The sequence below is a fragment of the Kocuria rosea genome (genome assembly GCF_023715525.1).
Taxonomy (GTDB): Bacteria; Actinomycetota; Actinomycetes; order Actinomycetales; family Micrococcaceae; genus Kocuria; species Kocuria rosea_A.
The window spans coordinates 88067-105857 of record NZ_JAMBOG010000008.1; the positions used below are offsets into that span (position 1 = coordinate 88067).

A 17791-nucleotide genomic window follows, 5' to 3' on the forward strand; every position below is an offset into this window, starting at 1 on the left:
CCGGCGCAGCGGATCGCCCAACCACGGGTGGGGCCACCGGAAATGCGGTGCCGTTTCTGTAGGAGTCCTACAAAGAGGGGCGGGCGGCTCAGCCGCGGGGCGCCCACAGCTGGGGCACGGACACCCCGGCCCGGCCGGCCAGCGTGCGCAGGGTGCTCAGGCTCAGCCCGACGACGGCGTGCACGTCCCCCTCGACGCGCTCGACGAACGAGGCGCCCAGGGAGTCGATGGTGAAGGACCCGGCGACCTGCAGGGGCTCGCCGGTGGCGACGTAGGCCGCGACCTCGTCGTCGGACATCCGCGCGAAGAACACCTCGGCGCTCGCGGGGGCGCCGCCCGCGAAGCCGGTGCCCCCGGCGGCGGGGTCGCGGGTGTCCACGAGCCAGTGGCCGGTGTGCAGCACGCCGGAGCGCCCGCGCATGGCCGTGATCCGGGCGGTGGCCGTGCGCGCGTCGAGCGGCTTGCCGTGGACCTCGCCGTCGAAGGCGAAGACCGAGTCGCAGCCGAGCACCAGGGCCCCTGCCGCCTCGGGCAGCGCGGCGACCGCCTCGGCCTTCGCTCGCGCCAGGACCATCGCCGTCTCCTCGGCGTCCGTGACGCCCCGGGCGCGCACGACGGCGTCCTCGTCCACGTCGGAGACCAGCCGGTCGTGGCCGATCCCGGCGTCGGTCAGCAGCTTGGTGCGGGCGGGGGAGCGGGAGGCGAGGACGAGGCGGGGAGTCACGGTCCCAGGATACGCGGGCCCCGGCCGCCGCCGAGAGGCGGTGGCCGGGGCCCGGGCGCTGGGTCGCCCCGGCCCCGGCGCCCCGGCGAGACGGCCCGGGGCCCGCGGGCGGCCTAGAAGAAGCCCTGGGCGTCCTCGGAGTAGGACACCAGCAGGTTCTTCGTCTGCTGGTAGTGCTCGAGCATCATCAGGTGGTTCTCGCGGCCGATGCCGGAGGACTTGTACCCGCCGAACGCCGAGTGCGCGGGGTAGTTGTGGTACTGGTTCACCCACACGCGCCCGGCTTGAATGTCGCGCCCGGCGCGGTAGGCGAGGTTGCCGTTGCGGGCCCACACGCCCGCGCCCAGGCCGTAGAGAGTGTCGTTGGCGGTGGCGATCGCCTCGGCGTAGTCGGCGAACCGGGTCACGGAGAGCACGGGACCGAAGATCTCCTCCTGGAAGATGCGCATCGAGTTGCGGCCCTCGAACACGGTCGGGGAGACGTAGAAGCCCTCGGCCAGGTCGCCGCCGAGCTCGTTGCGCTCCCCGCCCACGAGCACCTTCGCGCCCTCCTGGACGCCGATGTCGATGTAGGACAGGATCTTCTGCAGCTGGTCGTTGGAGGCCTGCGCGCCGACCTGGGTGTTGAGGTCCAGGGGGTTGCCCTGGACCATGCCCTTGACGCGCTCGATCCCGTCGGCCAGCAGCCGGTCGTAGATGGAGTCCTGGATCAGGGCCCGGGAGGGGCAGGTGCAGACCTCGCCCTGGTTGAGGGCGAAGAACGCGAAGCCCTCGAGGGCCTTGTCGTAGAAGGCGTCGGCGGCGGCGGCGACGTCGGCGAAGAAGATGTTGGGGGACTTCCCGCCGAGCTCCAGGGTCACCGGGATGATGTTTTGGGACGCGTACTGCATGATCAGCCGGCCCGTGGTGGTCTCGCCGGTGAACGCGATCTTGCGGATCCGCGGGCTGGAGGCCAGCGGCTTGCCCGCCTCCACGCCGAAGCCGTTGACGACGTTGACCACACCCGGGGGCAGCAGGTCGGCGATGAGCTCGACGAGCACCATGATCGACGCCGGGGTCTGCTCGGCGGGCTTGAGGACGACGGCGTTGCCCGCGGCGAGGGCCGGCGCGAGCTTCCACACGGCCATGAGGATGGGGAAGTTCCACGGGATGATCTGCCCGACCACGCCCAGGGGCTCGTGGAAGTGGTAGGACGTCGTGTTGTCGTCCAGTTGCGACAGGGAGCCCTCCTGGGCGCGGATGGCCCCGGCGAAGTAGCGGAAGTGGTCGATCGCCAGGGCGATGTCGGCGTTGATGGTCTCGCGCACCGGCTTGCCGTTGTCCCAGGTCTCGGCGACGGCGAGCATCTCGAGGTGGGCCTCCATCCGGTCGGCGATCCGGTGGAGCACGAGCGCGCGCTCCGCGACGGGGGTCTTCCCCCACGAGGGCGCGGCGGCCCACGCGGCGTCCAGCGCCGCCTCGACGTCCTCGGCGGTGCCGCGGGCGACCTCGGTGAACGGCTTGCCGTTGACCGGGGAGATGTTCTCGAAGTACCGGCCCTTGGCGGGGGCGACCCACTGCCCGCCGATCCAGTGCTCGTAGCGGGGCTTGAAGGTCACCTTCGAGCCCTCGGTGCCCGGCGGCGCGTAGACGGTGGTGAGAGGCTGCGTTTCGACGGTCATGGCGGGCTGCTCCTTGTGCGAGGTGCGGGTGCGGCGCGGACGTCCTGCCGCACCGGTGTGATGCAGCTCACGCTACGCGCGGAACCGTTGCACGGACGTTGCACGCGGTGTCCACCCCGGTGTCCGCCCCGATGGCGGCGCGGGCAGGACATTGCGGACGCGTTCAGCGGCGCAGGCGCTCCAGCTCCAGCACGGCCTGCGTCCGGGCGGGGGAGCGGGCGGGCAGCAGGCGCAGCAGCAGCGCCCACGCCTCGGCGTCGTCGGCGGCTTCGGGCAGGGCCAGGTACTGGCGCACGGCCCCGGCGGAGCCGTCGGTGAGCACGGCCTCGCGCAGCAGCCCGGACAGGCGGTGGCGCAGGGCCACGACCCACGGGGCGTCCGAGTGGGGCAGCAGCGCCCCGGTGTACTCGCCCAGCGCGCGCCGGTGGAAGCCGCGGGCGAGCAGGTCCAGCACCCGGCCGGCGTCGGAGGGCAGGGGTGCTTCGAGCCGGTAGGGGCGGGAGGCGACCGTCAGCCCGTGCGGCTCCAGCAGCCGCCGCAGGCGCAGCACCTCCGCCCGCACCGTGGTCTCCCGGGCGCGGCCGTCCCACAGCCGGTCCGAGAGCTCCGCGGTGCTCAGCCCGCTGCCGCTGCGGGACAGGGCCAGGAGGATCTCCGCGTGCCGCTCGGTGAGCTCGACGGCCCGCCCGCCCAGCACCAGGGCTGGCGGGGTCCCGCCCAGCACGCGCAGCGCGGGGCCGGGCGCCGGGACGGCACAGGCGTGCGGGTCCGGTCCGGTGCGCAGTGCCGGGTCGGCCCGCAGGCCGGTGCGCAGGACCAGGGCGAGCTCGGCCTGCGCGGCGCGCACGGCGGCGCCGATGAGCGCGCGCGTGGCGGGGGCGACGGCGGCGTCGCCGCCGGTGAGGTCCACAGCCCCGAGCAGGTCGCCGGTGACCGGGTGCAGCAGCGGGGAGGCCGTGCACGACCAGGGGCGCGCCTCGGGGTAGAAGTGCTGCTCGCGGTGCACGGTCACGGTGCGGCGCAGCACGAGCGCTGTGCCGGGGGCGTTGGTGCCCACGGCGGGCTCGGACCAGTCGGCGCCCTCGACGAAGCCCATGGTCTCGGCGCGGCGGCGGGTCACGGCGCTGCCCTGCACCTGCAGGAGCACGCCGTGGGGGTCCGTGACGGCGACCACGAGCCCGGTGTCCTCGGCCAGCGGGGTGAGCAGCTCGTCGAGGACCGGCAGCAGCAGCCGCAGGGGCGCCCGGGCGTCGCGGACGTCGGCGCGGTCGAGCACGACGCGGGGCGCGCAGCGCTCCGGCGCCGCCAGGTGGTGCAGGGACCGGGCCCAGGACAGCCGCAGCAGCGGGTCCGTCGTCGTCCTCTCCACCGGTGCGCCCATTCCCCACCCCTTACCGGACGCCGTGATGCGCGTCTCACTTCCGCGTCCCAGGGTAGCGAGGCCGGGACGCGGATGCGCCGAGGGGCGGGGACGGGCGTCAGCGCGTCTAGGCGGGGGCCGGCGCCGCCACGGCCTCGGGGGCCTCGGGGGCGAACGGGTCCCCGGCGCGGGGGGCGTCGTAGAGGTCCCGGTCCAGCAGCCCCTCCCGGCGGGCGACGATCGTCGGCACCAGGGCCTGGCCGGCCACGTTGAGCGCGGTGCGGCCCATGTCGATGATCGGGTCGACGGCGAGCAGCAGGCCGACGCCGTCCAGCGGCAGGCCGAGGGTCGACAGGGTCAGGGTCAGCATCACGGTGGCGCCGGTGGTGCCGGCGGTGGCGGCGGAGCCGAGCACGGAGACCAGGGCGATGAGCACGTAGTGCGTCACGTCCAGGTCGATGCCGTAGAACTGCGCCACGAACAGCGCGGCGATCGCGGGGTAGACCGCGGCGCAGCCGTCCATCTTGGTCGTCGCGCCCAGGGGCACGGCGAAGGACGCGTAGGCCCGGGGCACGCCGAGGTTGCGCTCGGTGACGCGCTGGGTCAGCGGCATGGTGCCCACCGAGGAGCGGGAGACGAAGCCGAGCTGGACGGCCGGCCACACGCCCGAGTAGTACTGCCGGATGCTCAGCCCGTGCAGGCGCACGAGCACCGGGTAGACCACGAACGCCACGACCAGCAGGCCGGCGTAGACAGTGGCCACGAACACGACCAGCCCGCCCATCGAGGTCCAGCCGTACTCGTAGACCGCGCGCCCGATCAGGCCCAGGGTGCCGAGCGGGGCCAGGCGGATGATCCACCACACGACCTTCTGCACCACGGCCAGCGCGGAGCGCACGACGGCCAGGAACGGCTCGGCGGGGGCGCCCACCTTCAGCGCGGCGATGCCGACGGCGGCGGAGACCACGAGCACCTGGAGGACGTTAAAGTTCGCCGCGGTCTTCACGGTCTCGGCGTCCACGACGGTGGAGGAGACCTGCAGGCCCAGGAAGTTCCCGGGGACGAGGCCGGTGAGGAACGCGAGCCACGAGCCCTGCGTGCCCGTGTACGCCTCGGCCGGGGTGGCGGCCGCGGCGCCGGCGCCGGGCTGGACGACCAGGCCGAGCACGAGCCCGACGGTCACGGCGAGCAGTGCGGTGATGCCGAACCACAGCAGGGTCTTCCACGCCAGGCGCGCGGCGTTGGAGACCTCCCGCAGGTTGGCGATCGAGGAGATCACCGCGGTCACGATGAGGGGGACGACGGCGGCCTTGAGCAGGCTGACGTAGCTGGTACCGATGGTGTCGAGCGTGGTCATCAGCCAGTTGGGGGCCGTCTCCGGGTCACCGCCGAGGGCGTCGGCGGCGGCGCCGAGAGCGACGCCCAGGACGAGCGCCAGGAGGATCTGCGGGCCGAAGGAGGTCATCCACCGGGGCAGACGGCGAGTGCTTTCTGCGGAAATCATGTGCTCTACGGTACGGCGGCGAAGCATAGGAGGTCGAGGCTTTATGACGTTTGTGTTACGTGGGTTCGGTCACAGGTTCAGGGCATATTCCAAGGTGTCCAGGCCCACGGAGCCGAGCCGCAGGGCGCGGGAGTGGAAGTCCTTGAGCTCGAACCCCGGTCCGGCCGCGGCCCGCGCCCGGTCCTGGGCCTCCTCCCAGAGCCGCTGGCCCACCTTGTAGGACGGGGCCTGGCCGGGCCAGCCCATGTAGCGCATCCACTCGAAGCGCAGCGTGGCGTCGTGCATGACGATGTTCTCGCGCAGGAACCGCCACCCGTCCTCGGGCGTCCACACCTGCCCGGGGCGCGCGCCGCCCAGGGCGTCGCCGAGCTCCGCGGGGATCCGGTAGCCGCAGTGGAGGCCGATGTCGAAGACCACCCGCGCCGCGCGCAGCCGCTGGGAGTCGAGCATGCCCATCCGGTCCCCGGCGTCCTGGAGGAAGCCCAGCTCGTCCATGAGCCGCTCCGCGTACAGGGCCCAGCCCTCGCCGTGGCCGGCGACCCAGATCCCGGCGCGCCGCCAGAGGTTGAGCTCCCCCGAGTTGGCCAGGGCGGTGGCGAACTGGAGGTGGTGGCCCGGCACGCCCTCGTGGTAGACGGTCGTGGTCTCCTCCCACGTGGCGAAGCTGTCGGCGCCTTCGGGCACCGACCACCACATCCGTCCCGGGCGGGAGAAGTCCGCGCTGGGCATCGAGTAGTAGATGCCGCCGTCGTGGGTGGGGGCGATCCGGCACTCGAGCCGGCGCATGGGCCCCGTCATCTCGAAGTGGGTGTCCGCGAGCGCCTCCACGGCCGCGTCGGAGAGCTCCTGCATCCACGCCTGCAGGGCGTCGGTGCCGTGCAGGCGGCGCTCCGGGTCCGCGTGGAGGGCGGCCATGGCCTGCTTGACGCCCGCCCCCGGGGCGATCCGGCGGGCGAGCAGCTCCTGCTCCGCGACGACCGCGTGCAGCTGCTCGACGCCCCACGCGTAGACCTCCGCGGGGTCCACGACGGCGCCGAGGAACTGCTGCAGGCGCAGCACGTACTCGTCGGGCCCCACGGCGTCGGACTCCGGGGCGCCCGGGCTCAGCTCGTGGCCGAGGGTCTCGGCCAGCCGGAGGTAGGCGCCGCGGGCCGCGCCGGCCGCGTCGGCGAGCTCCTCGCGCAGGGCGCCGGGGACGCGGGGGTCCCGGGCGAGCAGGGCGAAGGACCCGTGCGCCGACGCGTAGCCGGTGCACATCCGGGCGGCGTTGCGCAGCTGTGCCGCGGAGGCCGAGCGGCCGCGGGAGCGCGCCTGGCGCAGGGCCCGGGTGTAGGAGTTCACCGCGGCGGGCACGCTGCGCAGCCGCCCGGCGATGCGGACCCAGTCCTCCTCCGACTCCTGGGGCAGGACGTCGAAGACGTCGCGGATCTCCTGGACGGGGGAGGAGATGTTGTTGACCTCCCACCCGGTCAGGCCCGCCTCGTGCAGGGTGAGGTCCAGGCCCAGCCGCTCGCGCAGGGCGTGGGCGGTCACCCGGTCGACGTCGTCCGCCGGCTCGGCGCGGGCCAGCTCGGCGAGCGCGGCGCGGGCCGCGTCGGTGTAGGCCTGCCCGCCCTCGGGGCCGAAGTCCCGGTACGCGGTCTCGTGCCCTGGGAAGCCGTGGACGGTGGCCCGGGCCGGGTCGAGCTCCATGGTGCGGCGGAACCACCGCTCGGCCACCGCGTCGACGGCGGTGGGCGCCCGGTGGGAGGTGCCGAGGGGGGCCGGGGCGCGGCCGGTGGCGGGCGCGCGGTCGGGCGGGGGAGTGCTCATGGACGTCACAGTAGCGCCGGAGCCGCCCCGGACCGGGGAGCGGGACCGTCCCCGTGCCGCCCGCCCCGCGCCGCCCGGGCCGGTTCGGGGCGGCTCAGGCTTCCGGCCGGGTCCGCCGCCAGGCGCCGCGGCCCGGGCGCAGCCGCAGGCCCAGCCGCATCCGCCGGAACTGGGACCGGCGGCCCGCGGAGCTCCTCGGGTCGGCGTCGGCCTGCTCCTGGCGGGCCAGCAGCACCGCGGTGACCGCGGCAATCTCCTCGGGCGTCGGGCTGCCGGCGACGAAGCGCAGCGCGGGGGCGCCCTCGTCGGGCTGGGGAGCGGTCACAGCGGGATGTTCCCGTGCTTCTTGGCGGGCATCGACGCGCGCTTCTCGCGCAGCGCCCGCAGGGCCTGGAGCACCTGGACGCGGGTCTCCGAGGGCGCGATGACCGCGTCCACGTAGCCGAGCTCCGCGGCCTGGTACGGGTTGAGCAGCTCCTCCTCGTACTTGCGCACCAGCTCGGCGCGCAGCGCGTCGACGTCCTCGCCGCGCTCGGCCGCGGCCCTGAGGTCCCGGCGGTAGAGGATCTCCACCGCGCCCTGGGCGCCCATCACGCCGATCTGCGCCGTGGGCCAGGCGAGGTTGACGTCCGCCCCGAGCTTCTTCGAGCCCATCACGATGTACGCCCCGCCGTAGGCCTTGCGGGTGATCAGGGTGACCAGCGGGACCGTGGCCTCCGCGTAGGCGTAGAGCAGCTTCGCGCCGCGGCGGATGATGCCGTTGAACTCCTGGTCGGTGCCCGGCAGGAAGCCGGGCACGTCCACGAGGGTGAGGATCGGGATGTTGAACGCGTCGCAGTGGCGCACGAACCGGGCCGCCTTCTCGGAGGCGGCGATGTCGAGGGTGCCGGCGAACTGCATGGGCTGGTTCGCCACGATCCCCACGGTGTGGCCCTCGACCCGCGCGTAGCCGATGAGCACGTTCGGGGCGTAGAGGGCCTGCATCTCGAGGAAGTGCCCGTCGTCGACGACGGCCTCGATCACCGCCCGCATGTCGTAGGGCTGGTTCGCGGAGTCCGGGACCAGCTCGTCGAGGGAGAGGTCCAGGTCGGTGACCTCGTCGTCCTGGTCGTGGTCGAGCAGGGGCGCGTCCTGCAGGTTGTTGGCCGGGAGGAACTCCAGCAGCTCGTGGACGAACTCGAACGCGTCCTGCTCGTCCTCGGCGAGGTAGGTGGCGGTGCCCGTGGTCGTGTTGTGCTGGCGGGCCCCGCCGAGGGTCTCCATGTCGACCTCCTCGCCCGTGACGGTCTTGATGACGTCCGGGCCGGTGATGAACATGTGCGAGGTCTTGTCCACCATGACGATGAAGTCCGTTAGCGCCGGGGAGTACGCAGCCCCGCCCGCGCACGGGCCCATGATCAGGGAGATCTGCGGGACGACGCCGGAGGAGCGGACGTTCATGTTGAAGATGTCGGCGAACATGGCCAGGGAGGCCACGCCCTCCTGGATCCGCGCCCCGCCGCCGTCGTTGATGCCGACGACCGGGCAGCCGTTGCGCAGCGCGAACTTCTGCACCTTGACGATCTTCTCGCCGTTGACCTCGGAGAGGGATCCGCCGAAGACCGCGAAGTCCTGGGAGTAGACGGCCACCAGCCGGCCGTCGACCGTCCCGTAGCCGCTGACCACGCCGTCGCCGGGCAGCTTCTTGGAGGCCATGCCGAAGGCCGTCGAGCGGTGGGTGGCGAGGGCGTCGAACTCCACGAACGACCCCTCGTCCAGCAGCATCTCGACGCGCTCCCGGGCGGTGTTGCGCCCGCGGGCGTGCTGCTTGTCGATCGCCGCCTGCCCCGCGGGCGCCTCGGAGCGCGCCCGGCGCTCCCGGAAGTCGGCGATCTTGCCGGCGGTGGTCGTCAGGTCGTGGGTCATGGCACCTCGTGGTCGGGGACGCGGCCGGGCCGGGGTCGTGGCCCGGTCCGGGGCGGTCAGGGGACCCGACCCACTCTAATCCGCGGCCGGGGCGGGCCCTGTTGTAGAAGTCCTACAAATTCCGGCCCCGGCCGCGGGAGCGCCCGGCCTCAGCCCACGTGCCCGAGGACGACCTTCCAGGGCCGGACCGTGCGCTCGGTGACGACGCCGTGGCGCACCAGGGGGTCCTCGTCGGTGAGCCGCTCGACCTCGGCGGCGTCGGCGGCGGAGAAGACGAGCAGGGCCCCGGCGGGCCCGTCGTCGTCGAACGGGCCGGAGGCCAGGAGCAGCCCCTGCCGGAGGAGCCCGCCGAGGAACTCCCGGTGCTCGGGCCGGCGGGCGGCCAGCACGTCCGCGGGCCCGCCGTAGACGTAGCGGACGGCGAAGGTCGTGGGGGTCTCGGCGCTGCTCATGAGGGCTCCTGGAGCTCGGGCCAGGCGCCGCCGCAGGGACCGGCGGCGGCCCGCCCAGGCGTCTCCCGGGGAGCCCGGCTATTACTGTGGGTACCACCCGACCCTACGCGCGGCGCGCCCCGGCGCCCAGGGACGGGGCCGCACCAGCGAGCGCCGCGCCCGCCGCCCGACCCTCCGAGGAGCACCGTGCCCGATCCCCGCGCCACCGGCGCCGACCTGCGCGCCCCCGCCGCGCTCGCCGCCCTCGACGGCCTGGGCCTGGGGCGCATCGAGGTCCTCGACGAGGTCGGCTCCACCAACGAGCACCTGGCCGCGGCCGCCGTCCACCGGCACCGCGGGGCGGCGGACGGGCCCCGCCCGGACCGGCCCTGGGCGGACCTGTCCCTGGTGGTCGCCGGGCACCAGAGCGCCGGGCGCGGGCGCCTGGACCGGGTGTGGACCACCGAGCCGGGCACCGCCCTGACCTTCAGCCTGCTGCTGCGCCCGGCCGATGAGCGCGGCCGGGCCCTGCCCACCCAGCACTTCCCGTGGCTGACCCTGCTCATGGCGGTGGCGGTCGTCGAGGCCCTCGAGGGGCTGGCCGGGGTGGACGCCCGGATCAAGTGGCCCAACGACGTGCACGTGGACGGGCGCAAGCTCTCCGGCCTGCTCGCCGGGCTCGTGGCGGACGGGGACCGTCCGCCGGCGGTGGTCCTGGGCGCGGGGATCAACGTGGGCCAGGAGGAGCTGCCCGTGGCCACGGCCACCTCCGTGCGCCGGGCGACCGGCCGCGCCGTCGAGCGCTCCGCCGTGCTGGCGGCCGTGCTCGCCGCCTTCGTCCCCCTCTACCGCTGCTTCTGCGCCGATCCGTCCGCGGTGGGCCCCGGCGGGGCCCTCCGGGCGCGGATCACCGCCCGGATGGAGACCCTCGGGCGCTGCGTGCGCGCCGAGCTGCCGGGCGGGCGCGCCCCGGTCGTCGGCACGGCCGTGGGGCTGGGGGACCACGGGAGCCTGCTGGTGCGCGACGCCGCGGGGGCCGTGCACGAGGTGACGGCGGGCGACGTCGTGCACCTGCGCCCTGCCCCCGCCGCCCCGGAGGGCTGAACGTGCCCGCGCGGATCCCCCTCCAGGCGGGGGAGCGGGTGCTGGTCTCCACCCGGGCCCACGGGCTGCGGCTGCTGCGGCCCTTCCTCGTGCTGCTGCTCACGGTGTTCGCCCTCTCCCTCGTGCAGCGGGCCCTGGCGCTGCGCTGGAACCCCGTCGTGGAGCCCTGGGCCACCGTGCGCTCCGTGCTGGACTACGCCCTGCTGGCGGCCGCCGCTTGGGTGCTCCTGCGCCGGGTGCTGCTCCCGGTCGTGCGCTGGTGGCGCACCCGGTACGTGCTCACCACCCGCCACCTCGTGCTCGTGCGCGGGCGCCGCGCGCCCGTGGCCCTGCCGCTGCGGCAGCTGCGGCGGGCGGGCGTGGAGCCCGGGCGCGGTCCCGCCCTGGGTCGGCGGGACGGGCGGGTCGTGGCCGACTTCGGCCCGTACGGCGGGCTGCGCCTGGAGCACGCCCCTGAGGCGCGGCGGCTGGCCGAGCTCGTGCTCCTCGCCGCCGGCGAGGAGCGGGGCCGGGGACCGGGGGGCCACGGCCCCTTCGGGGGCGCGGGCGAGCCCGGGGCGACCGGAGCCCACTAGAGTGGGACGGGACGCGGTCGCCGCACCGCGCCCGGACCTGCCCGAGCCCTGCGCGCCGAGCGTGCGGCACCCGGGCCGTCCACCAGGAAGAGGAGTGACGCGTGGCCAGTGAGGACTCGGAGACCCAGAGCGAGCCGGTGGTCGGCCCCCAGACGGAGCAGCTCAACCTCAACCTGCACAACCCGGTCCAGGCCAACCTCTACCGCTCGGACGAGTCGAAGGCCGCCGTGGGGGCCCTCGAGCGGACCCTGCTCGGCTCCGAGCGGGGGCTGCGCCGCCGCGAGGCCGCCCGCCGCGGCGGGCTGTCCCTGCTCTCCGCCCGGAAGGTGTGGCGGGCCCTGGGCTTCCCGAACCTCACCGACGACGACGTCTGGTTCACCGAGCAGGACTCCGAGGCGCTGCGGGTGCTCTCCACCATGGTCCTCGAGGAGAAGGTCACCGAGGAGGCGGCCCTGTCCCTGGTCCGCTCGATCGGGCAGATGACCGACCGCATGGTCGTGTGGCAGGTCGAGGCGCTGGTGGAGGACATGGTCGTGCACGAGGGCATGACCGATGCCGCGGCCCGCCGCCAGCTGCTGCACCTGCTGCCGGACCTCATCGACGCGGTCGAGCGGCTGCTCGTCTACTCGTGGCGACGCCAGATGAACGCCGCCGTGCAGCGGCTCGCGATGCGCGTCGAGCGCCCAGACGGGTCCACGAGCACGGACGGCGCCTCCGAGGAGGGCGGCTCCATCCTGCCGCTCGCCCGCGGCGTCGGCTTCGCGGACCTCGTCTCCTACACCTCCCTGTCCCGGCAGATGAACGAGCGGACCCTGGCGAACCTCGTGCAGCGCTTCGAGCACCGCTGCGCCGAGGTCATCGCCGTGGGCGGCGGCCGGCTGATCAAGACCATCGGGGACGAGGTCATGTTCCTCGCCGAGAGCCCGCAGGGCGGCGCCCAGATCTCCCTGGCCCTCGCCCGCGCCATCCGGGACGACCCCGAGCTGCCGCAGGCGCGCGTGGCCTTCGTCTGGGGACGGGTGCTGCCGCGCCTCGGCGACATCTACGGGCCCACGGTGAACCTGGCCTCGCGGCTCGTGGCGCTGACCGACCCCGGCTCCGTGCTCGTGGACGCCTCGACTGCCGCGGTGCTCGCCGGGGACGACCGCTTCATCCTCATCCCCCAGGCCACGCGCAACGTGCGCGGCTTCGGCGACGTGCAGCCCGTCGCGCTCTCCCAGGGCGCCGGTCCCGGGCTGGAGGTCGACTTCGAATGAGCGCTCCGCTCGTCATCCGCGCGGGGGCGGCCACGGACCGCGGCCTGCGCCGGGAGTCCAACGAGGACGCCCTCGTGGTCACCGCCGCCATGTGCGCCGTCGCCGACGGCATGGGCGGGCACGAGGCCGGCGAGATCGCCAGCGCCCTGTGCGTGCGCACGCTCGGGGCCTCCCCGCTGTTCGGGCTCGAGGACTTCTACGAGTTCCCGGTGGAGGAGCCGGACCCGCCCCTGGACGTGGCCCGCTTCCGGGCCACCGTGGAGCGGGAGCTGCGCCTGGACCCCGAGATCCCCAACGAGGCGATCGAGGCGGTCCGCCGCGTGCGCTCGGTGCTGTGGCAGGCCGACCGGCACATCCAGGAGGCCTGCGAGGGCCGGGCCGGGACCACGGTCACGGGCGTGTGGCTGCTGCAGATCGACGGCCGGATGCTGTGGATCGTCTTCAACACCGGCGACTCCCGCACCTACCGGCTGCACCCGGACCGCCCCGGGGACGTGGACGGGACCCCCGAGCTCGAGCAGCTGACCGTGGACCACTCCGAGGTGCAGTACCTCGTGTCCATCGGCCAGATCACCTCGGCCCAGGCGCTCGTGCACCCCCGCCGCAACGTCATCACCCGGGCGCTGGGCACGGGGCAGGTGTGGGAGCCGGACGTGTGGGTGCTGCCCGCGCGGCACGGCGACCGGCTGCTGCTGTGCTCGGACGGGCTCACCAACGAGCTCAGCGCCGCCCACATGGCACGGGTGCTGGCCGCGGTGGCCCACCCCAAGGAGGCGGCCGACGTCCTGCTCCAGGCCGCGCTGCGCACCGGGGGCCGGGACAACGTCACCGTGATCGTCGCCGACGCGGTGGTCCCCGGGCAGTTCGCCCCCGGCGCCTGAGCCCCCGCCCACGACGCCCCCGCCCACGACGCCCACGACCACGAGGACGACGGCGATGACCGCTGAGCCCGGCTCCCGCTCCCTCCGGGCGCGGCTGAGGCGCACGGTCCTGCTGGTCGCCGGCCTGAACCTCGCCTACTTCTCCGTCGAGGTCACGGTCGCCGTGGCCATCGGCTCGGTGTCCCTGTTCGCGGACAGCGTCGACTTCCTCGAGGACACCGCGATCAACCTGCTCATCGTCGTGGCGCTGGCCTGGTCCCCGCACCGGCAGGCGCTCGCGGGCAAGGCCATGGCCCTGGTCATCCTGGCCCCCGCCCTGGCCGCGGCGTGGCAGGCCCTCGCCGAGCTCGGTGATCCCGTCCCACCGGACCCTGCGGCCCTGGTGCTCACCGCCGGCGGCGCGGCCGCCGTGAACCTGCTCTGCTCCGCCGTCCTGGCCCGGTTCCGCCACCACGGCAGCTCCATGGCCCGGGCCGCGTTCCTGTCCGCCCGCAACGACGTCCTCGTCAACCTCGCCGTCGTGGCCATGGGCGTGCTCACGGCCTGGACGGGCTCCTGCCGGCCCGATCTGGTGCTGGGGCTGGTCGTCGTCGTCCTCAACGCCGGCGCCGCCAAGGAGGTCTGGGAGACGGCCGAGGAGGAGCGCCTGGCCGCCAGGGCCCTCGCCGGCGAGGAAATCGACTGACCCCCGCCTCCGGGGCGCCCGCCCGGAGACCGCGTGGGATCAGCGGGTCGGCCGCGGCAGGGCCGCCACCCAGGCGATCCCCGCGGCGACCTGGAGCACCCCGGTCGCCCGCATCAGGCCGGGACGCTGCGCGAACGCCTCCGCGGCCCGGCGCAGCGGAGCGGGCCCGATCGCCCAGCGCGCGGCGTGGGCGGTGGGGAACAGCGCGGCGACGACCCCGTCGCCGATGGTAACGATGGCGATGCTCTCCGCGATCCGCACGTGCACGGGAACCTCCGGGTGGTCGTCGGACGGGCGTGGTGGAACTGCCAGTGTGCCGCGGATCCCCGGAAGGGGCGACGTCACGGTCCGTCATCTCTTGCCCTGCGTCCCCGCCCGCAGTAACGTACAACCAAATGGTTGTAGAAATCGAGTGGACGGACGACCAGGTCGACCGGATCTTCCAGGCCCTCGCGGACACGACCCGGCGCGACATCGTCACCCGGGTGCTCCGCGAGGAGCAGTCGGTCTCGGCGCTGGCGGCGCACTACGCGATGAGCTTCGCCGCGGTGCAGAAGCACGTGGCGGTGCTCGAGCGGGCCGCCCTGGTCGTCAAGCAGAGGCGCGGGCGGGAACAGGTGGTGCACGCGAACATGAGCACGCTGCGCCAGGCCGCCCGGTTGCTGGACGACTACGAGCAGCTCTGGCGCCGGCGCGTGCTGAGCATCGAGGACCTGCTCGCCGAGGAGGTGCCCCCCGGGGTCCGGGGGGCCGAGTAGGAAGGAACGAGGACATGCCGGTCATCGATGTGCAGAAGGACGCAGAGGCGCTGACCCTGACGTTCGTCGCCGAGTTCGACGCCAGCGTGGAGCGCGTCTGGCGGGTCTGGGAGGACCCGCGGCAGCTGGAGCGCTGGTGGGGCCCGCCCGAGTGGCCCGCCACCTTCGAGCAGCACGAGTTCGTCGAGGGCGGGCGCAGCCGCTACTACATGACGGGTCCCGACGGGGAGAAGGCGCACGGGTGGTGGAAGATCACCGCGCTCGACGCCCCGCACCGCCTGGAGTTCGACGACGGCTTCGCCGACCAGCACGGCGAGCCCGAGGCCTCCATGGGCACCAGCCACGGCGTCGTGACCTTCGACGCCATCGACGGCCGGACCCGCATGACCACGGTCTCGACCTTCGAGAGCGCGGAGCAGCTCGAGCAGATGCTCGAAATGGGCATGGAGGAGGGCATGCGCCAGGCCATGGGGCAGATCGACGGCGTCCTCGCCGACGCCGTGCGCCCCGCCGGCGGCTGAGGCGAGCCCGTCCCCGCACGGCGGCGGCCCCCGGGATCCTCCGGGGGCCGCCACCGTGCGCGAGGACGGATCGGGTCCGCGTGGATCGGGTCCGCGTGGATCGGGTCCGCGTGGATCGGGTCCGCGTGGATCCGGTCTGCGCCGATCAGGCCTCCACGGGGGCGGTCTCGGGCGCCCCGGCCGGTGCGTCCGCCCCGCGGCCGCGCACCTCGGCGCGCTTCCCGGCCTTCCTCCCGGCCTTCTTCCCCGGCTGCGGCCCCGCCCCCTGCTCCGGCGTCTGCTCGGGCTCCGGCCCGGGCCTGTGCTCCGCTCTCTTCTCCGCCTTCTTCAGCGGCTTCAGCTCCAGGCGGCGCTCGTGCCGGCGCTCGGCCTGCTTCTCGGTGCGCCGCTCGGCCTGCTTCTCGGCGCGCCGCTCCTTCTTCCGCTCCTCGGGTGCCTTCTCGCCCGGGGCGCCCGCGGCCGGTGCGGCGGACCGCCGGGCGGGGGCCCTCTCCTTGACGGGGGCGTCCCCGGAGGCCCGCAGCCGGCGGTAGTGCTCGGCCGCCTCCTCCTGGCGCCGGGCCTCGATGCCCGTGGCGATCTCCGCCCGCAGGTGCTCAGGTGCCAGCTCGAACGCCGCCACGAGGTCCAGGGCGTGCGGGCGCAGCCGGGCGAGCAGACGGTCGATGTACTCGTCGATGCTGCGGCCGCGGCGCATCGACAGGCGGCCGTAGGACAGGTACCACGCGAGGTTCTTTTCGATCAGCCGCAGCCCGAAGACGTCGCGCAGCCAGGTCAGCACCGTGCGGGTGCCCGGGTCCTCCACCTGCTGCACGCCCCGGGTGAACGCCTCCCACTGCAGCAGCTCGGCGTGGGCGCGGGCCACGGCGATGAGCTTGTACTGGTGGTCGTTGAACAGGGCGGCGGCCTCGGCGCGGGGCAGCTTGGCGCTGGGCCGCAGCGCCTCGGCGATCTCCGCGACCATCGTCTCCACCCGGTCGGCGAGCAGCGCGTGCTGGGCGGACTCGTCGCGCAGGGCGTTGACGGAACGGCGCACGTCGCCGGTGTCCCGGAACGCCTGCCCCAGCTTGCGCAGCCCCGACCGGTGGTACGTGGCCTCGGTCGCCCGGCCGGCCACGTAGCGGGCCATCACGCCCACGTCCACGTTCTTGAACTCGTTGGACCAGTCCGACAGCAGCCGCTTGGCCACCAGCTGCAGCAGCACGGTGTTGTCGCCCTCGAACGTCGCGTAGACGTCGAGGTCGTGGCGCAGCGAGGTCAGCCGGTTCTTCGTCAGGAACCCCGCCCCGCCGCACGCCTCCCGGCACGTCTGCAGGGTCTCGAGCGCGCTCCACGTGGAGAGGGCCTTGAGCGCCGCGGCGAGGGTCTCCAGGTCCTGCCGGTTCTCGTCCGTGTCCTCGCGGCCGGAGAAGACGTCGTCGTACTTGTGCAGCAGCTCCTGGTGGGCGAAGTGCATGGCGTACGTCTCGGCGAGCAGCGGCAGCAGCCGCCGCTGGTGCTGCTGGTAGTCCAGCAGCACCTCCTCCTGCACGTCCGAGGACGCGTTGAACTGGCGGCGCTCGCTGCCGTAGCGGACCGCGATGCTCAGCGCGACCTTGTTCGCCACGACGGCCGCCCCGTCGAGGGAGACCCGGCCCTGCACGAGCGTGCCGATCATCGTGAAGAACCGCCGGCCCGGGCTCGCGATGGAGGAGCTGTAGGTGCCGTCGGGGGCCACGTCCCCGTACTTGTTGAGCAGGTGCGTGCGCGGCACCCGGACCCGGGTGAAGTGCAGCCGGCCGTTGTCGATGCCGTTGAGCCCGCCCTTGTGGCCGTCGTCCTCCCCGCCCACGCCGGGCAGGAAGTTCCCGTCCTCGTCGCGGATCTCCACGTAGAACGCGTGCACCCCGTGGTCGACCCCGAGGGTGATCAGCTGGGCGAAGACCACGGCGGCGCGACCGTGCACCGCGGCGTTGCCGAGGTAGTCCTTCCACGCCGCCCTGAACGGGGTGTGGATCTCGAACTCCTCCGTGGCCGGGTCGTACGTCGCCGTCGTGCCGATGGAGGCGACGTCGGAGCCGTGGCCGGTCTCGGTCATGGCGAACACGCCGGGGACCGTCAGGTCGCGGATGCCGTCGAGCCAGCGGCGGTGGTGCTCCGCGGTGCCGAGGTTGAGCACCGCGGAGCCGAACAGGCCCCACTGCACCCCGGCCTTGATCTGCATTGAGGGGTCCCCGAGCAGCAGCTCCTCGAACCCGGAGACGTTCCCGCCCGGGTCGTCCTGCCCGCCGTAGGCCTCCGGCAGGCCGCGGCTCATCGTGCCGTGCTCGACGAGCAGGTGCAGCTGGCCCAGCACCCGCTCGCGCTGGTCCTGGTAGGTGAGGTTCTCCCGGGTGTGCAGCCGCTCGTCGAGCAGCATCCGGCGGGTCTCGCGCCGGACCTCGGCCCAGCGCCCGAGCAGCAGCTCGCCGAGGGCGGCGACGTCCACGGCCGGGTCCGCGGCGGTGGGAGGGGGAACGGGGCGGTCGACGGTGGTGGTCATGGTCGCTCCTGTCGTGGGTGCCCGGGCGCCGCCGGCGGTGGCCGGGCGCCCGCGGGGCGGTGGTGGGTCGGAACAGCGGGTCGGAACGGTGAG

Annotated in this window: 17 protein-coding genes; 7 read left to right on the top strand and 10 right to left on the bottom strand. The window is 74.3% G+C overall.

Annotated features, from left to right (window positions below; translation table 11 throughout):
• Positions 1-88: 88 nt before the first annotated feature.
• From M3185_RS07670 to M3185_RS07705, 8 genes are all read right to left on the bottom strand, one after another.
• Positions 89-724: a Maf family protein gene (locus tag M3185_RS07670; protein WP_251333076.1), complete on the bottom strand. Its 636-nt coding sequence runs from the start codon at positions 722-724 to the stop codon at positions 89-91.
• A 113-nt stretch (positions 725-837) separates the two neighbouring features.
• Positions 838-2385: an acetaldehyde dehydrogenase ExaC gene (gene exaC / locus M3185_RS07675; protein WP_251333077.1), complete on the bottom strand. Its 1548-nt coding sequence runs from the start codon at positions 2383-2385 to the stop codon at positions 838-840.
• Positions 2386-2548: 163 nt separating this feature from the next.
• A complete protein-coding gene (locus M3185_RS07680; RefSeq protein WP_251333078.1) occupies positions 2549-3766 on the bottom strand; it encodes a GAF domain-containing protein in 1218 nt (405 codons plus the stop codon).
• A gap of 106 nt (positions 3767-3872) precedes the next feature.
• The gene (locus M3185_RS07685; protein ID WP_251333079.1) at positions 3873-5249 is read right to left on the bottom strand and encodes a dicarboxylate/amino acid:cation symporter; all 1377 of its coding nucleotides are present in this window, start codon (positions 5247-5249) and stop codon (positions 3873-3875) included.
• A 69-nt stretch (positions 5250-5318) separates the two neighbouring features.
• Positions 5319-7061, bottom strand: a complete 1743-nt coding sequence (locus tag M3185_RS07690) for a DUF885 domain-containing protein (RefSeq protein ID WP_251333080.1) — start codon at positions 7059-7061, stop codon at positions 5319-5321.
• Between the two features lie 94 nt (positions 7062-7155).
• Positions 7156-7386, bottom strand: coding sequence for an acyl-CoA carboxylase subunit epsilon (locus tag M3185_RS07695; protein WP_251333081.1), 231 nt, complete (start codon positions 7384-7386; stop codon positions 7156-7158).
• A complete protein-coding gene (locus tag M3185_RS07700; protein WP_251333082.1) occupies positions 7383-8966 on the bottom strand; it encodes an acyl-CoA carboxylase subunit beta in 1584 nt (527 codons plus the stop codon). The genes M3185_RS07695 and M3185_RS07700 overlap by 4 nt, the downstream gene beginning before the upstream one ends.
• A gap of 149 nt (positions 8967-9115) precedes the next feature.
• The gene (locus M3185_RS07705; RefSeq protein WP_251333083.1) at positions 9116-9418 is read right to left on the bottom strand and encodes a YciI family protein; all 303 of its coding nucleotides are present in this window, start codon (positions 9416-9418) and stop codon (positions 9116-9118) included.
• Between the two features lie 186 nt (positions 9419-9604).
• On the opposite strand from M3185_RS07705, the gene M3185_RS07710 reads away from it, so the two are divergent.
• From M3185_RS07710 to M3185_RS07730, 5 genes are all read left to right on the top strand, one after another.
• Positions 9605-10501, top strand: coding sequence for a biotin--[acetyl-CoA-carboxylase] ligase (locus tag M3185_RS07710; RefSeq protein WP_251333084.1), 897 nt, complete (start codon positions 9605-9607; stop codon positions 10499-10501).
• Between the two features lie 2 nt (positions 10502-10503).
• Entirely contained in the window at positions 10504-11076 is a 573-nt protein-coding gene (locus M3185_RS07715) for a hypothetical protein (protein WP_251333085.1), read from the top strand.
• A 101-nt stretch (positions 11077-11177) separates the two neighbouring features.
• Positions 11178-12332 (top strand): adenylate/guanylate cyclase domain-containing protein, encoded by a 1155-nt coding sequence (locus M3185_RS07720; protein ID WP_251333086.1) that lies wholly within the window; start codon positions 11178-11180, stop codon positions 12330-12332.
• Positions 12329-13213: a PP2C family protein-serine/threonine phosphatase gene (locus M3185_RS07725; RefSeq protein WP_251333087.1), complete on the top strand. Its 885-nt coding sequence runs from the start codon at positions 12329-12331 to the stop codon at positions 13211-13213. The genes M3185_RS07720 and M3185_RS07725 overlap by 4 nt, the downstream gene beginning before the upstream one ends.
• Positions 13214-13268: 55 nt before the next feature.
• On the top strand, positions 13269-13898 hold the full coding sequence (locus tag M3185_RS07730; protein ID WP_251333088.1) for a cation transporter: 630 nt from the start codon (positions 13269-13271) through the stop codon (positions 13896-13898).
• Positions 13899-13937: 39 nt separating this feature from the next.
• Here the strand turns inward: M3185_RS07730 and M3185_RS07735 are convergent, their stop codons facing one another.
• The gene (locus M3185_RS07735) at positions 13938-14165 is read right to left on the bottom strand and encodes a hypothetical protein (RefSeq protein ID WP_251333089.1); all 228 of its coding nucleotides are present in this window, start codon (positions 14163-14165) and stop codon (positions 13938-13940) included.
• Positions 14166-14293: 128 nt separating this feature from the next.
• On the opposite strand from M3185_RS07735, the gene M3185_RS07740 reads away from it, so the two are divergent.
• The gene (locus M3185_RS07740; protein WP_251333090.1) at positions 14294-14656 is read left to right on the top strand and encodes an ArsR/SmtB family transcription factor; all 363 of its coding nucleotides are present in this window, start codon (positions 14294-14296) and stop codon (positions 14654-14656) included.
• 14 nt (positions 14657-14670) lie between these two features.
• Positions 14671-15177, top strand: a complete 507-nt coding sequence (locus M3185_RS07745; RefSeq protein ID WP_251333091.1) for an SRPBCC family protein — start codon at positions 14671-14673, stop codon at positions 15175-15177.
• 145 nt (positions 15178-15322) lie between these two features.
• On the opposite strand, the gene M3185_RS07750 is transcribed toward M3185_RS07745, so the two are convergent.
• Positions 15323-17698, bottom strand: a complete 2376-nt coding sequence (locus M3185_RS07750; protein ID WP_251333092.1) for an acyl-CoA dehydrogenase family protein — start codon at positions 17696-17698, stop codon at positions 15323-15325.
• Positions 17699-17791: the final 93 nt, after the last annotated feature.